Annotated in this window: 10 protein-coding genes; 4 read left to right on the top strand and 6 right to left on the bottom strand. The window is 66.3% G+C overall.

Annotation, left to right across the window (positions count from 1 at the left end; all coding sequences use genetic code 11):
• Nucleotides 1-8: 8 nt before the first annotated feature.
• Both dcd and apbC read right to left on the bottom strand, forming a co-directional pair.
• Nucleotides 9-581 carry a dCTP deaminase gene (dcd, locus tag KME82_RS09450; RefSeq protein ID WP_215498273.1) on the bottom strand — a complete coding sequence of 191 codons (573 nt, stop codon included), beginning with the start codon at nt 579-581 and terminating at the stop codon, nt 9-11.
• Between the two features lie 91 nt (nt 582-672).
• Nucleotides 673-1740, bottom strand: coding sequence for an iron-sulfur cluster carrier protein ApbC (apbC, locus tag KME82_RS09445; protein WP_252255676.1), 1068 nt, complete (start codon nt 1738-1740; stop codon nt 673-675).
• Nucleotides 1741-2286: 546 nt separating this feature from the next.
• Between apbC and KME82_RS09440 the strand changes: the two genes are divergently transcribed.
• From KME82_RS09440 to rnfB, 4 genes are all read left to right on the top strand, one after another.
• Nucleotides 2287-5121, top strand: a complete 2835-nt coding sequence (locus tag KME82_RS09440) for a TonB-dependent receptor plug domain-containing protein (RefSeq protein WP_215498272.1) — start codon at nt 2287-2289, stop codon at nt 5119-5121.
• Between the two features lie 165 nt (nt 5122-5286).
• On the top strand, nt 5287-5724 hold the full coding sequence (locus tag KME82_RS09435; protein WP_215498271.1) for a DUF2147 domain-containing protein: 438 nt from the start codon (nt 5287-5289) through the stop codon (nt 5722-5724).
• 420 nt (nt 5725-6144) lie between these two features.
• The gene (metG, locus tag KME82_RS09430) at nt 6145-8229 is read left to right on the top strand and encodes a methionine--tRNA ligase (protein ID WP_215498270.1); all 2085 of its coding nucleotides are present in this window, start codon (nt 6145-6147) and stop codon (nt 8227-8229) included.
• Nucleotides 8230-8338: 109 nt separating this feature from the next.
• Nucleotides 8339-8764, top strand: coding sequence for an Rnf electron transport complex subunit RnfB (gene rnfB / locus KME82_RS09425; protein ID WP_215498269.1), 426 nt, complete (start codon nt 8339-8341; stop codon nt 8762-8764).
• An 810-nt stretch (nt 8765-9574) separates the two neighbouring features.
• Here rnfB and KME82_RS09420 read toward each other — a convergent pair.
• From KME82_RS09420 to KME82_RS09405, 4 genes are all read right to left on the bottom strand, one after another.
• Nucleotides 9575-10654: a TraB/GumN family protein gene (locus KME82_RS09420; protein WP_215498268.1), complete on the bottom strand. Its 1080-nt coding sequence runs from the start codon at nt 10652-10654 to the stop codon at nt 9575-9577.
• Nucleotides 10655-10718: 64 nt separating this feature from the next.
• The gene (locus KME82_RS09415) at nt 10719-11762 is read right to left on the bottom strand and encodes a DUF1684 domain-containing protein (protein WP_215498267.1); all 1044 of its coding nucleotides are present in this window, start codon (nt 11760-11762) and stop codon (nt 10719-10721) included.
• A gap of 1 nt (nt 11763) precedes the next feature.
• Complete coding sequence (gene mutL, locus KME82_RS09410; protein ID WP_215498266.1) at nt 11764-13641, bottom strand: DNA mismatch repair endonuclease MutL; 1878 nt, start codon at nt 13639-13641, stop codon at nt 11764-11766.
• Nucleotides 13642-13923: 282 nt separating this feature from the next.
• A complete protein-coding gene (locus KME82_RS09405) occupies nt 13924-14247 on the bottom strand; it encodes a hypothetical protein (RefSeq protein WP_215498265.1) in 324 nt (107 codons plus the stop codon).
• Nucleotides 14248-14286: the final 39 nt, after the last annotated feature.

Raw genomic sequence — 14286 nt, 5'->3', positions numbered from 1 at the left:
CGCCGCGATCAGGTGCGCGGCAGGGTCACGCCGGTCTGGCCCTGGTACTTGCCGCCGCGGTCCTTGTAGGAGGTCTGGCAGACTTCGTCGGACTGGAAGAACAGCATCTGCGCCACGCCTTCGTTGGCGTATATGCGCGCCGGCAGCGGCGTGGTGTTGCTGAATTCCAGGGTCACGTGGCCTTCCCACTCCGGTTCCAGCGGGGTCACGTTGACGATGATGCCGCAGCGCGCGTAGGTGCTCTTGCCCAGGCAGACCACCAGCACGTCGCGCGGGATGCGGAAGTACTCGACCGTGCGCGCCAGCGCGAACGAGTTCGGCGGGATGATGCACACGTCGTTCTCGATGTCGACGAAGCTGCCCGGATCGAAATGCTTCGGGTCGACGATGGTCGAGTTGATGTTGGTGAACACCTTGAACTCGCGCGAGCAGCGCACGTCGTAGCCGTAGCTGGAGGTGCCGTAGCTGACGATGCGCTGGCCGTCGGCGGCGTGCTTGACCTGGCCGGCTTCGAACGGCTCGATCATGCCGCCGGGTTGCTCGGACATGCGACGGATCCAACGGTCGGACTTGATGCTCATGCGGTGTTCCAGTGGAGGGCGGCCGTAGCCGCGCATTGTAAGAGGTGGATGCGGCGGCCCGCTTCTACTCGGTGATTTCGTGGCCGATGACTCAACCCAGCAGCGAAGCCGAGATCGAGGGGCTGACCCGCGGCCGCCGCGCCAGTTGCACGGCCAGCCGCCGCGCCGCGCCGCGGTAGGCGCGGGCCGCGGCCGAATCGGGCTGGGCGACGACCACCGGCACGCCGGCGTCGCCCTGCTCGCGGATCGCGATCTGCAGCGGCAGGCTGCCGAGCAGCGGCACGCCGTACTGCGCGGCCATGCGCGCGCCGCCGCCTTCGCCGAACAGATGCTCGGCATGGCCGCAGTTCGAACACACGTGCACGGCCATGTTCTCGATCAGGCCCAGCACCGGCACCTCGACCTTCTCGAACATCCGCAGCGCCTTGCGCGCGTCCAGGGTGGCCACGTCCTGCGGCGTGGTAACGATCACCGCGCCGGCGACCGGGATCTTCTGCGACAAGGTCAGCTGGATGTCGCCGGTGCCCGGCGGCAGGTCGACGATCAGGTAGTCCAGCTCGCTCCACTGGGTGTCGTTGAGCAAGGTGGTCAGCGCCGAGGTCGCCATCGGGCCGCGCCAGATCATCGGCGTGTCCTGCTCGACCAGCGGGCCGATCGACATCGCCTCGATGCCGTGGGCGCGCATCGGTTCGATGCTCTTGCCGTCGGGGCTGTCGGGGCGGCCGTGCAGGCCGAGCATCATCGGCACGCTGGGGCCGTAGATGTCGGCGTCGAGCACGCCGACGCGCGCGCCGTCGGCCGCCAGCGCCAACGCCAGATTGACCGCGGTGGTCGACTTGCCGACGCCGCCCTTGCCCGAGCCGATCGCGATCAGGTTGCGCACGTTCGGCAGCGGCGACAGCTTGGGCTGCACCGCGTGCGAAACGATGCGGGAAATCAGTTCCAGGCTGGCCAGGCTCAGGCCCTGCGGCGCCAGCACCGCGCCGATCGCCGCTTCGAGCCCGGCGCGCATGCCTTCGAGCGCGAAACCGGCGGTGATCGACACCGCGACCCGGCCCTCGGCCGCGCCGGCGCGCACGCGCGCCTCGCTGTCGGCCAGGCTCAGTTCGGTGTCGGGAAGGAAAGTCGCCGCGATCGCGGCTTGCAGACTGTCGCTCATGCCGGCGATCCGGCCGGGCGCGGGGTGTGGTTGCGCATGGAAGCTCTGGTAGGGGAACGCGCCGCTGGACGGCCGGACCACATGGTAAAGCCTGCCGGTTCGCACGTCCCGGGTCGGCGCGGCGAACGGGCGCGCCGGCGCGGTCCGCGCGCGGCGCGATCGTCGATCCGGGGGCGGCGGTTCGAGCGCCTCCCAGGCCGGCCCCACACCGGGCTTGACGCGTTTACGGCTCCGAGATAAATACAATCTGAAATTGGTAAACTTTCCGACCAAACGGCGGATTTACGGCGCAAAACGGCAGCCTTAATAGGCCTATTGGACGAAAAAAGCACCCAAATAGACCGCCCGATAGAAAATTTAAGCAAATAAAATCAATTACCTACGATCCGTTGACAAGACCGATACACGAACGGATTGGATTTGGATGACATTTCGGTTAACTGCATGTTAAGTTCGAACCTGAAGGGACTGACCAACCGCCAGGATCGGCAAACAGGCTGAAAAATCAGCCGCGCACGTTTCGACGCTTTCAGGGGATCCAAACCGATGCCACACCATCACAGCGGCCTGCGCCCGAGCAGGCTGTCGCGGGCGCTTGTCGCCGCGATTTTCGTCAGCGCCGCGGGGGCGGCGTTCGCCCAGACGCCGGCCGCGACGGTCGACGAGCTGTCCACCAGCAACAAGAAGACCACCGACATCGGCGGCGTCGTGGTCACCGGCTCGCGCATCAAGCGCACCCAGATCGAAGGCCCCTCGCCGGTCACCGTGATCAGCTCCGCGCAGATCCAGCGCGAAGGTTTCGTCACCGTGTTCGACGCGCTGACCACGCTGACCCAGAACGGCGGCGTGACCCAGAACGAGCTCAACTCGGCCGGCGGCTTCACCCCGAACGGCAGCCCGGTCAACCTGCGCGGCCTCGGCCCGGGTCGCACCCTGCTGCTGATCAACGGCCGTCGCGCCGCCGACTACCCGTTCCCGTACAACGGCCAGAGCAACTTCCAGAACTTCGGCAACATCCCCTCGGCCGCGGTCGACCGGATCGAGATCCTGTCCGGCGGCGCCTCGGCGATCTACGGCTCCGACGCGGTGGCCGGCGTGATCAACGTGGTGCTCAAGACCAACTTCAGCGGCGACAAGGTCACCGTGCGCGGCGGCACCTCGACCACCGGCGGCGGCGATTTCGGCAACCTGCAATGGGTCGGCGGCCGTTCCGGCGACAACTGGAGCGTGACCTACGCGCTGGAATACTTCGCCGACGAACCGGTGTTCGCGTTCCAGCGCGACTTCATGGATTCCACCGACGACAACCCGCATCCGGTGCCCGAACTCGGGGTCAACCAGCCTTCCGCCGCGATCCGCCTCAATCGCCCCGGCGGCGCGGCCAATTCCTACATCGCCCCGCCCGCGGGCGCGTGCGACCGCTTCGGCGGCGAGTTCGAGCGATACAACTTCCGCACCGTGGCCGCCGGCACCCGCGCGGTGGTCAACCTCGGCGCGGGCTGCGGTTCGTGGAAGGACGTGGGTTACCAGACCATCGCCAACGGCAACAGCGACTGGTCGGGCTATCTGTACGCCACCTACGATTTCGCCAACGGCATCGAAGCCTGGACCAGCCTGCAGGGCTTTTATTCCAAGTCCAAGCTGTCCGGCGGCACCGAGGCGATCAGCGGCCCGCATATCGACGGCACCGGCCGGGTCACCACCTGGTTCGACACCGGCCTCAACGCCAACATGAACATGCAGCGCATCTTCACCCCGCAGGAAGTGGGCGGACTGGATGCGATGTACCAGCGTTTCACCGAGAAGTCGCTCGACGTCGCCTTCGGCCTGCGCGGCACCCTCGCCGACCGCTTCGACTGGGACGTGACCGTCGGCCGCGCCGAATACCACGCCGACCGCACCCGTCCGCGCCTGGACGGCTCGAAGGTGACCGACTGGTTCTTCGGCCCGCGCCTGAACACCACCGGCACGCCGCGCTACAAGATCAATCTCGATCGCCTGTACACGCCGTTGACCCCCGAGCAGTACCGCTCGATGTCGACGATCCTCAAGTACCAGTCGAAGTCGTGGGTCAACCAGGGCAGCGCGACGCTCTCGGGCGACCTGTTCGACCTGCCGGCCGGCCCGCTCGGTTTCGCCGCGGTGCTGGACTTCACCTCGCAGGGCTACGACCTGCAGTCGCCGCCGGCCATCCTGCCGACGGTGATGGAGGCCTACGGCCTGACCGGCACCAACGGCGGCGGCGACCGCGACCGCTACGCCGCGGGCCTGGAGTTCAGCATCCCGATCCTGCCGTCGTTGAAGGCCAGCCTCGCCGGCCGCTTCGACAAGTACGACGACATCACCGCGGTCGACGACGCCAAGACCTGGGGCGCCGGCCTGGAATGGCGCCCGCTCGACAGTCTGCTGTTCCGAGCCAACTACTCGACCAGCTTCAAGGCGCCGGACATGCACTTCGTGTTCAACGAAGGCAGCGGCAGCTTCAGCAGCCCGCTCGATACCTACCGCTGCCTCAACTCGGGGTTCAACGCCACCAGCTGCGCCAACAACGTCATCTACAACTACTCGATGTTCGCCACCAGCAAGGGCGAGCCGGGGCTGACCGAGGAGACCGGCGAGTCGTGGGGCGCGGGCCTGGTGTGGGACGTCACCGACGGCCTGTCGATGTCGGTGGACTACTACGACATCAAGCTCGACGATGCGGTGACCTCGCTGAGCAGCACCTACATCCTCGACAACGAGGGCGGCTGCCGCACCGGCCTGACCCGCACCCGCCAGCCGTTCCAGTTCGCCGCCGATTCGGCGTTCTGCCGCGAGATCACCAGCCGCGTCACCCGCGTGGCCGCGCCGGGCGAACTGACCGACCGCGTGACCAACATCCGCAGCGGCCCGGTCAACCAGTCGCTGCTGCACGTGGCCGGCCTGGACGCGGCGATGAACTGGCGCCTGAGCACGCAGCGCTTCGGCGACTACCGCATGGAGCTGGGCTGGACCCACACGCTCAAGAGCGAACGCCAGCTGCTGGCGACCGACCCGGTCCAGAAGGACTGGCGCGACGATCCGAGCAACTTCGACTTCCGCAGCCGCGTCCGCGGCTCGGTGTCGTGGCAGAAGGACGCCTGGAACGCGACCGTGTTCATGACCCGCTACGGCAGCCTGCCGAACTGGCAGGAAACCGGCCGCATCGCCCCGTACTTCCAGTGGAACCTGAACCTCGGCAAGCAGATCACCGACAAGGCCAAGGTCACCGTGTTCGTCAACAACGTGTTCAACAAGTTCCACCCGGACGACGACGGCTACGACACGTATCCGTACTTCTATCGCGCCTACAGCCCGATCGGCCGCGAGATCTCCGCGCAGTTGGAATACAACTTCAACTGAGCCGTCGATCGAGCACGCGAAGCCCGGCGCAAGCCGGGCTTCTTTTTGCCCGGCCCCCGCCGCGCCGCGACTTCCATACCCCGGCGGATGCGGTATAAAGATCACAACCGCCACCCGGCACCGCCGGCGCGGTCCGAATCACGCCTTATCCCTGGGAGGGGACACATGCGTACCAAACTGCTTGCACTGCTGTTGCTGGCGCTGCCGACCGCGGCATTCGCCCAGTCCACGCCGGTCGGCTCGTGGACCACCATCGACGACAAGACCGGCAAGCCGAAGTCGGTGGTCGAAATCTACGAAGCCAAGGACGGCAGCCTCGCCGGCCGGGTCAACGAAATCCTGCAATCCGAGCGCGGCCCGAACCCGCTGTGCGACAAGTGCTCGGGCGAGCGCAAGAACAAGCCGGTCAAGGGCATGGTCATCCTGTGGGGCATCCGCAAGGACGGCGACACCTGGGACGGCGGCCAGATCCTCGATCCGGTCAGCGGCAAGGTGTATTCGGTGAAAGTCACCCCCACCGACGGCGGCAAGAAGCTCGACGTGCGCGGCTTCATGGGCTTTTCGCTGATCGGCCGCACCCAGACCTGGATGCGTCACGAATAACCCGGGCCGGTGCGGTGTGATTACACGCAAACCCGGCCTTGGCCGGGTTTGTTGTTTTTGATGGTTTTTAACGGTTCGTCCCGATCTCGCGTCACTCTCGGTTCGTCATTCCCGCGAACGCGGGCTTTGCTTTATTTCGGCGGAGCCGAACATCCAGAGCCTTCAGCGCCATCCTTCCAGAACGTCATTCCCGCGAACGCGGGAATCCGGTGACTTCAAGCGTTCTCGCACGAAAGGCACTGGATGTTCGGCTCCGCCGAAATAAAGCAAAGCCCGCGTTCGCGGGAATGACGAGCAAAAACAAACGCAAGCCAAAGCCAAAGCCCAACCCAAACCCAAACCGCGAAGCCCCCCATCCCCTGCGCAAGCCCCCGCGCAGCCCCATGCCATAATTCACGACCACCCACGGCCACCCCGCCCATGTCTCGCGAAATCGTCGTCTCCAACGCCCTGCCCTACGCCAACGGTCACCTGCATCTGGGCCACCTGGTCGGCTACATGCAAGCCGACATCTGGTGCCGCGCGCAGCGCATGAGCGCGAACACGGTCCACTACATCTGCGCCGACGACACCCACGGCACGCCGATCATGCTGGCCGCGGAAAAGGCCGGGGTCACCCCGGAAGCCTTCATCGCCGCGATCCAGGTCAGCCACGAGCGCGACTTCGCCGCGTTCGGCGTGGCCTTCGATCACTACGACTCGACCCACTCGGCCGGCAACCGCAGCCTGACCGAAGGCTTCTACGCGCGCCTGGACAACGCCGGCCACGTCAGCCGCCGCTCGGTCGCGCAGTTGTACGACCCGGTCAAGGGCATGTTCCTGCCCGACCGCTACGTCAAGGGCATCTGCCCGAACTGCGGCACGCCCGACCAGTACGGCGACAACTGCGAACACTGCGGCGCGACCTACGCGCCGACCGAACTCAAGGAACCGCGCTCGGTGGTCAGCGGCGCGACCCCGGAACTGCGCGAGTCGGAGCACTTCTTCTTCGAAGTCGGCCACTTCGAAGCGTTCCTGCGCGAGTGGATGGCCGGCGACGTCGCCACCGACGGCATCAAGGCCAAGCTGCACGAATGGCTCGATGCCGAAGGCGGCCTGCGCGCGTGGGACATCTCGCGCGACTCGCCCTACTTCGGCTTCGAGATTCCCGGCCATCCGGGCAAGTTCCTGTACGTGTGGCTGGACGCGCCGATCGGCTACCTCAGCAGCTTCCAGGCGCTGGCCGAGCGCAAGGGCCTGGACTTCTGGTCCTACCTCGCGCGCGACAGCCAGGCCGAACTGCACCACTTCATCGGCAAGGACATCGTCACCTTCCACGGCCTGTTCTGGCCGGCGGTGCTGCACGGCGCGGGTTTCCGCGCGCCGACCAAGCTGCACGTCAACGGCTACCTGATGGTCAACCGCGACAAGATGTCCAAGTCGCGCGGCACCTTCATCTATGCGCGTACCTATCTGGACGTGGGCCTGGACCCCGAAGCGCTGCGCTACTACTTCGCGACCAAGACCAACGGCGGCGTCGAGGACATCGACCTCAACCTCGCCGACTTCGTCGCGCGGGTGAATTCCGACGTGGTCGGCAAGTTCGTCAACCTCGCCAGCCGCTGCGCCGGTTTCATCGACAAGCGTTTCGGCGGCCAGCTCGCCGCGCAGTTGCCGGATGCGGCGATGTACGAGCGCTTCGTCGCCCAGCTCGAGCCGATCGCCCAGGCCTACGACCGCAACGAGGCCGCGACCGCGGTGCGCCTGACCATGGCGCTGGCCGACGAGGCCAACAAGTACATCGACGAACACAAGCCGTGGGTGCTGGCCAAGCAAGAAGGCAGCGACGCGCAGTTGCAGGCCGTGTGTACCCAGGGCCTGAACCTGTTCCGCGTGCTCGCCGCCGCGCTCAAGCCGGTGCTGCCGCGGGTCGCCTCGGAAGCCGAAGCCTTCCTCGCCGCGCCGGTCGTGCACTGGGGCGATCTCGCCGCGCCGCTGACCGCCCACACCATCGGCGCCTACACGCCGCTGTTCACCCGTATCGACACCAAACTCATCGACGCCATGATCGAAGCCAGCACAGAATCCCTCGCCCCGACCGCAGCGACCGCCACCGTCGCGACCGAGACCGCGAAAGCCGCGCCGGCCGCAGCCGTGAAGCCCGAGGCCGCGAAGTCCGAAGCCGCCGCCGCGGCGACGATCGGCATCGACGACTTCGCCAAGCTCGACCTGCGCATCGGCAAGGTGCTGGCCTGCGAATTCGTCGAAGGCTCCGACAAGCTGCTGCGTTTCGAACTCGACGCCGGCGAACTGGGCACGCGCCAGATCTTCTCCGGCATCCGCGGCTCTTACGCCGAACCGGAAAAACTGGTCGGCCGCAAAGTCGTCTTCATCGCCAACCTCGCCCCGCGCAAGATGCGCTTCGGCCTGAGCGAAGGCATGATCTTGTCGGCCGGTTTCGACGGCGGCGCGCTGGCCCTGCTCGATGCCGATTCGGGCGCCGAGCCGGGCATGCCGGTTCGGTAACGCGAGAAACGAGTGCGGAAAAGTGAGGGACGAGCAAGAGCCGCAGCGAACACTTGCCGTTCCTCCGCTTTTACTCACGCCTCACTCCTGTGAACTCACTCCTGGCCCCATGGACCTGACCGAACGCCTCGATCGCCTGCTGCCGCAAACCCAATGCGGCCAGTGCGGTTACGCGGGTTGTCGTCCGTATGCGCAGGCGATGGCGCGGGGCGAAGCCGATGTCGATCATTGTCCGCCCGGCGGCGATGCCGGCGCGCGTGCGTTGGCGCGTTTGCTCGGCGTAGCGGCGCGGCCTTACGACCGCAGCCGCGGTGAGCACAAGCCTGCGCCGGTGGCGTTGATCGTCGAGGCCGATTGCATCGGCTGCACCAAGTGCATCCAGGCCTGTCCGGTCGATGCGATCATCGGGGCGGCCAAGCACATGCATACGGTGATCGAGCCGTTGTGCACCGGCTGCGAATTGTGCGTTCCGGCTTGTCCGGTGGATTGCATCGTGCTGGTGCCGGCGACTGCGCTGGCTGGGGCTTCGGTCTAGACGCCCTTGGTCTTTGTTTGAGATTCAAGCTCGCGTGGCCCCTGGCGGGCTGCGGGCTTGGCGCTGGTTGCGATGTTGTCGTGGTGGCGCGGTCGCGGCTCGCGCCGCTCCTACAGGTAGGCCATGCCGCTTCGCTTGAGTTCGAAGGCGCGCAGTTCATCCAGCGCTGCGAAGCCACTGACTCGCGTTAGCAAAAGCACACCCGAAGGGCGGCGCACATGGATGTGCGCCGTGCGCCACCGAGACAGGATGTCTCGTGTGGCGCATGCCCGCGTCTGCATCGATCGCGCGGGCCCTTGATTCAAAGAAAAGCATTTTTCTTTGGTTACCTTTCTTTTGTTGCTTTAGACAAAAGAAAGTGACCCGCCGCTTCAGCGGCGGAAGCCTTTGATCTTGCTTCAAGCTTTGAAAGCTTGAAGGCTTTGAAAGCTTTGAAAGCTTTGAAAGCTATGGAGCTTTTGAAGCCGCAAGCAAGATCAACAGCTTTCGTCCGCAAGCGGCCGAGTTACTTTCTTTTGTCAAAAGCGACAAAAGAAAGGTAACCAAAGAAAAACGCTTTTTCTTGAATCAAGGGCCCGCACGATCGGTGCTTGCGCAGGCATGCGCCACACGGGACATCCTGTCCCGGTGGCGCACGGCGCACATCCATGTGCGCCGCCCTCCGGGTGTGCTTTTGTTCTCGCGAGTTACATGCCTCGCAGCGCTGGATGAACTGCAAGACTTCAGGCGAAAGCCGCATGGCCTCCCTGTAGGAGCGGCGCAAGCCGCGACCGCGCCATCACGGCAACATCGCAATCTGCATCATGGCCGTTACGGCTTGACCGGAGCAGATTTGCCCGGGACCGGCTTGTCCGAGGCCGGCTTGTCGGAAGCCGGCTTGTCGGACTTCGGCGCAGCCGCGCCTTCCGGTGGCGGAACTTCAATCGGCAACGCCACATCCGGCGTACCGATCGCGCAGGCCGAGCAGATGCGCTCGATCTTGTAACCCTTGCCACGCAAACGCTCGATCAGGCCATCGTCGCCGAGCAGGTGCATCGTGCCGACCACCACCAGGCTGTCGCCCTTCTTGGATTCGTCGAGCAGCTTCTGGATCTGCGGAATCCACGCCTCGTTGCGCTCGAGATTGACCATGCGATAGGTCTCGGGCGTTTTCTCCTTCATCTCCAGGCGCGCTTTTTCGTCGAGCTTGGCGATGTCGGCATTGCGCCACGCGCTGTGGATGTCGTCGAGCATGCCCGGCACGTCCTCGGGCTTGTCGAGGAATTCGCGCAACGCCTTGATCTGCTCGGGCAGCGGGCCCGAATCCATGATCTGCAACTGGCTGTCCATGCTCTCCAGGCCCAGCGCCAGCTTGCCGGCTTCGGCCGCCTGCCGCATCAGGTACTGGTCCAGGCCGAGCTGCGGGCTGAACCCCATCGACTGCGACACGCCCAGCACCAGCGACAGATTGACGAACCACGGTTCGAGCGCATCGACCTGGCTCAACGAGCGGCCGTTCTTGGCCAGCACGCGGTTGAGTTTTTCGCGCAGGTCGCCCGGCAGCACCTGGCTGAGGGTGCGGCCATCGTCGTAGCGCGCGCGCTGCATGAAACGCTGCGGCACGCCCGGGTCGAACATCTCCTGCGGCGAGACCTCGAAGATCAGCTTGTCGGAACCGGCGAAGGCCTGATCGATGTCGGGCGACAGCGGGTAATCGTCGGCGCGCAGCAGATGGAACGAACCCAGCAGGTACACCGCGTTGTCGGCGTCGGACACCTTCCACAGCAGCGGCACCGGCGGCGTCTTGGTCGCCGCGACCGCGGCCTGCTCGTCGCCGGCGATCGCGGTGGCGGAGGTCAGCGAAACGCTCAAGGCGCTGGCGACGAACAAGGGCAGGACGAACAACTTCATGAACCGCATCGGCAGAGTGTCTCGGTGGACTCGAGCGACAACGCCCGAAGGTAAGGAAGATGGGTTACGACGCGGGCGCGGCGGCGGTTTCGGGCTTGGCGCCGTGTTGCGTATCGTCACCCGGCGCCGCGGCGGCGCCGGGCTTGTAGGTCTTCTCGCCGGCCAGCACTTCCAGGTTCAGGCGATTTTCCGGCGGCGGCAGCGGACAGGTCGCATACGCGGTGAACGCGCACGGCGGGTTGTAGGCCTTGTTGAAATCCAGGATCACCTTGCCCTGCAGGTTCGGCCGCGCCACGTCGAGGAAACGCCCGGCGCTGTAGCTGGTATGGCCGCTGGTGCGATCGGCGAACACCAGCATCAGTTCGTCGCCGCCCTGGTCCAGCGCTTCGATGCGGTAGGTCTGGCCGTCACGCTCGAACTCGATCGCGCCGGGATTGGGCGTGGCCTCGATCGTGCCGATGATGTTGGCGATGTCGATGGTCTTGCCGGCCGGATGGGCGACGAACTTGCCGCTGATCTTCCAGTCTTCCTGCGCCGGCCAATAATCGATGCCCTTGAATCCGGTCAGGGTCGGCGCTTGCGAATGACGCACCCGCAGCAGGTAACGATCGCCGCGCTTGATCACGGTCAACACGCCCTTGCCCTCGTCGAAGCCGATCTTGCTCGGCCCGGCCGGATAGTCGTCGGCGAGCAGCGTGGCCGCGCCCTTGAGCGGCTGATCGTTGAGGGTGAGTTGCGCGCCGCGCTCGGGCACGAAGCGCAGCTTGTCCTTGTTCAAAGACAACAAGCCGAAATGCTCCGGGCCGGCGCCGACGCGGATGCCGTTGTCGGGATCGCTGCCGAAATAGTGCGAACCCTCGTCGATCGGATGCAGGCCGATCAGGCTGGTCCAGCCGTCGGGCTTGAGCAGTTCCTCGCGGCGGTGTTCGCGCCACAGTTGTTCGTCGCGGGCGAAGGTTTCGCTCGCCGCGGCGACCTGCTCGGCCTCGCGTTTCGCCTGCGCCTGCTGCTGCGGCGAATCGCAGGCCGCCAGCGCCGGCAACAACACGGCCGCGCACAGCCAAGGCTTGGGGATCAGTCGCAACAACGAAGCAGAAGCAGCAGCCATCTCAACGCCCTCGCAGGAACCAGCGGTCGATTTCGGGCAGGCTGAAGCGTGCCCAGGTGGGACGCCCATGATTGCATTGACCGGAGCGTTCGGTGGCTTCCATCTCGCGCAGCAAGGCATTCATTTCGGGCAAAGTGAGACGGCGATTGGCGCGCACCGCGCCGTGGCAGGCCATGGTCGACAGCAGTTCGTCGCGCGCCGCGGCGACCCGGCGCGATTCGCCGTGTTCGCGCAGGTCGGCCAGCACGTCGCGCAGCAGCGCCTCGACATCGCCATGGGCGAGCAGCGCCGGCACCGCGCGCAGGGTCAGCGACTGCGGGCCGCTGCGGGTGACTTCGAAACCCAGCGCGACCAGCGTGGCCTCCTCGCGCTCGGCGACCTCGGCCTCGCGCTCGGACACCGCCAAGGTCGCCGGCACCAGCAGCGGCTGGGTGCGCAGGCCTTCGCCGTCGTGCGCGCTCTTGAGCTTTTCGTAACCGATGCGTTCGTGCGCGGCGTGCATGTCGACCACGATCAGGCCTTCGGCGCTTTCGGCCAGCACGTAGATGCCGTGCAGCTGCGCGATCGCGTAGCCCAGCGGCGGCAGGGTGTCGTCGTCGCTGGGCGGCAGCGCCGGCCGCGGCAGGCCCGGCGCGGGCCCGGCGTAGGCGCTGCCGGCGCCGGCATACAGTCCGGCGCCCGGCGCGGGCCCCGACACCGAGCCGCCACCGCTGCCGTACAAGGCCGCGTAACCGGCGCGGGTTTCGCTGACCTGCAAGCCCAGCGGCGCGGTCGGCCGATACTGATACATGTTCGATGCCGCCACGCCTTCGCCGTTGGCCGACGCGAACGGATCGCCGCCGCCGGGCACCTGCGCCGACGGCAGGCTGCCGGCGCGGGTCTGCGCCAGCGCATCGTTGAGGGTGCGATAGACGAAGTCGTGGATCAGCCGCGCATCGCGGAAGCGCACTTCGTGCTTGGCCGGATGCACGTTGACGTCGACCCGGCGCGGATCGAGTTCGAGAAACAGCACGTACGCCGGCTGGCGGCCATGGAACAGCACGTCGGCATACGCCTGCTTGACCGCATGGGCGATGCTGCGATCGCGCACCGAGCGGCCGTTGCAATACAGATACTGCTGATCGGCGCTGGCGCGGTTGTACGAGGGTTGCGCGATCCAGCCGTGCAGGCGCAGGCCGGCGCCGCTGTGATCCACGCGCAGCGCGTTCTTGGCGAATTCCTCGCCGAGCGCCTCGCCGATGCGCACGTCCGACAGGCCCATGTCGATCAGGTCGCCCTCGCCTTTCCAGCGCCGGGTCGCCTTGCCGTTATGCGACACGCGCAGTTCGACATCCGGCCGTGCGAGCGCGAGCTGGCGCAACCATTCTTCGATATGGCCCAGTTCGGTGCGCTCGGCCTTCAGGAATTTGCGCCGCGCCGGCACGTTGAAGAACAGGTCGCGCACTTCGACCGTGGTGCCTTGCGGATGCGATTTGGGCGTGACTTCGCCGAGCCGGCCGCCGTCGATCTCCAGCACCGCGCCGCGGTCTTCGCCGATCCGGCGCGAGGACAGCGCGAACCGGCTGACCGAGGCGATCGAGGGCAGCGCTTCGCCGCGAAACCCGAGGGTGGTGACGCCTTCGAGATCGTCGAGCGAGGCGATCTTGCTGGTGGCGTGGCGCGACACCGCCAGCGGCAGTTCCTCCGGGGTGATGCCGTTGCCGTCGTCGCGGATGCGGATCAGGCGCACGCCGCCTTCTTCCAGGTCGATGTCGACCCGGCGCGCGCCCGCGTCGAGCGCATTCTCGACCAGTTCCTTGACCACGGACGCGGGCCGCTCGACCACTTCGCCGGCGGCGATCTGGTTGATGAGGGTATCGGGGAGTTGGCGGATGCTCACAGGCGGCGTTTCGGTGCGCGCGGCACCGTCGGGGGACGGGGATCGATGATAGCCGCTGGGTGCGGGTCGCCGCGATCCGGAGCTTGCGGTTTGGGGGTTTGCCGATTCGGGGCTTGCGGGCGGCGGCCCTCATCCGCCCTGCGGGCACCTTCTCAGCCTTGCACTCCCTTCGGTCGCCGCAAGCGGGAGAAGGACTCGATCTCACTCTCCCACTTGGCTCCCGCTTCCGCTTGGCTCCCTCTCCCGCTTGCGGGAGAGGGCCGGGGTGAGGGCCTGCGAGGGCTAGCGAACCACCCCCATCGCGCGACCGAAATCCGCAGCCCGCAGCGGCAACTGCTCGAAGGTATAGACCAAGGCCACCTCCAGACTGTCGAAGCGCTGCCGCTCATAGCGAAAGTACAGATCGGTCGCATCCTCATACCGATCCAGCCAGTCATCGAACCCCAACTGGATCGCGCCGCCATCGAGTGGCTTGAGAAAATACTCGCGCTGCGCAGGTTCGCCCTCGTGCAGGTACGCCTGATTGATCCACAACGCGCGGCGCTCGGCCAGCCAGCGCCGCACCGCGGCGATCAGCGCGGCATCGGGCGCGGCAGGGGGATTCATCGCATCGAACTTGAGGAGTCGAACAGGCAGACGAAGCAA

Origin of the sequence: Lysobacter capsici (assembly GCF_018732085.1) — a bacterium.
GTDB lineage: Bacteria > Pseudomonadota > Gammaproteobacteria > Xanthomonadales > Xanthomonadaceae > Lysobacter > Lysobacter capsici_A.
Note: the sequence above shows the minus strand (reverse complement) of the source record. Positions and strands in the feature narration are given on the sequence as shown.

Coding starts and splice junctions, on each gene's coding strand:
- dcd (WP_215498273.1), bottom strand. CDS start 581: ATGAGCATCAAGTCCGACCGTTGGATCCGTCGCATGTCCGAGCAACCC.
- apbC (WP_252255676.1), bottom strand. CDS start 1,740: ATGAGCGACAGTCTGCAAGCCGCGATCGCGGCGACTTTCCTTCCCGAC.
- KME82_RS09440 (WP_215498272.1), top strand. CDS start 2,287: ATGCCACACCATCACAGCGGCCTGCGCCCGAGCAGGCTGTCGCGGGCG.
- KME82_RS09435 (WP_215498271.1), top strand. CDS start 5,287: ATGCGTACCAAACTGCTTGCACTGCTGTTGCTGGCGCTGCCGACCGCG.
- metG (WP_215498270.1), top strand. CDS start 6,145: ATGTCTCGCGAAATCGTCGTCTCCAACGCCCTGCCCTACGCCAACGGT.
- rnfB (WP_215498269.1), top strand. CDS start 8,339: ATGGACCTGACCGAACGCCTCGATCGCCTGCTGCCGCAAACCCAATGC.
- KME82_RS09420 (WP_215498268.1), bottom strand. CDS start 10,654: ATGAAGTTGTTCGTCCTGCCCTTGTTCGTCGCCAGCGCCTTGAGCGTT.
- KME82_RS09415 (WP_215498267.1), bottom strand. CDS start 11,762: ATGGCTGCTGCTTCTGCTTCGTTGTTGCGACTGATCCCCAAGCCTTGG.
- KME82_RS09405 (WP_215498265.1), bottom strand. CDS start 14,247: ATGAATCCCCCTGCCGCGCCCGATGCCGCGCTGATCGCCGCGGTGCGG.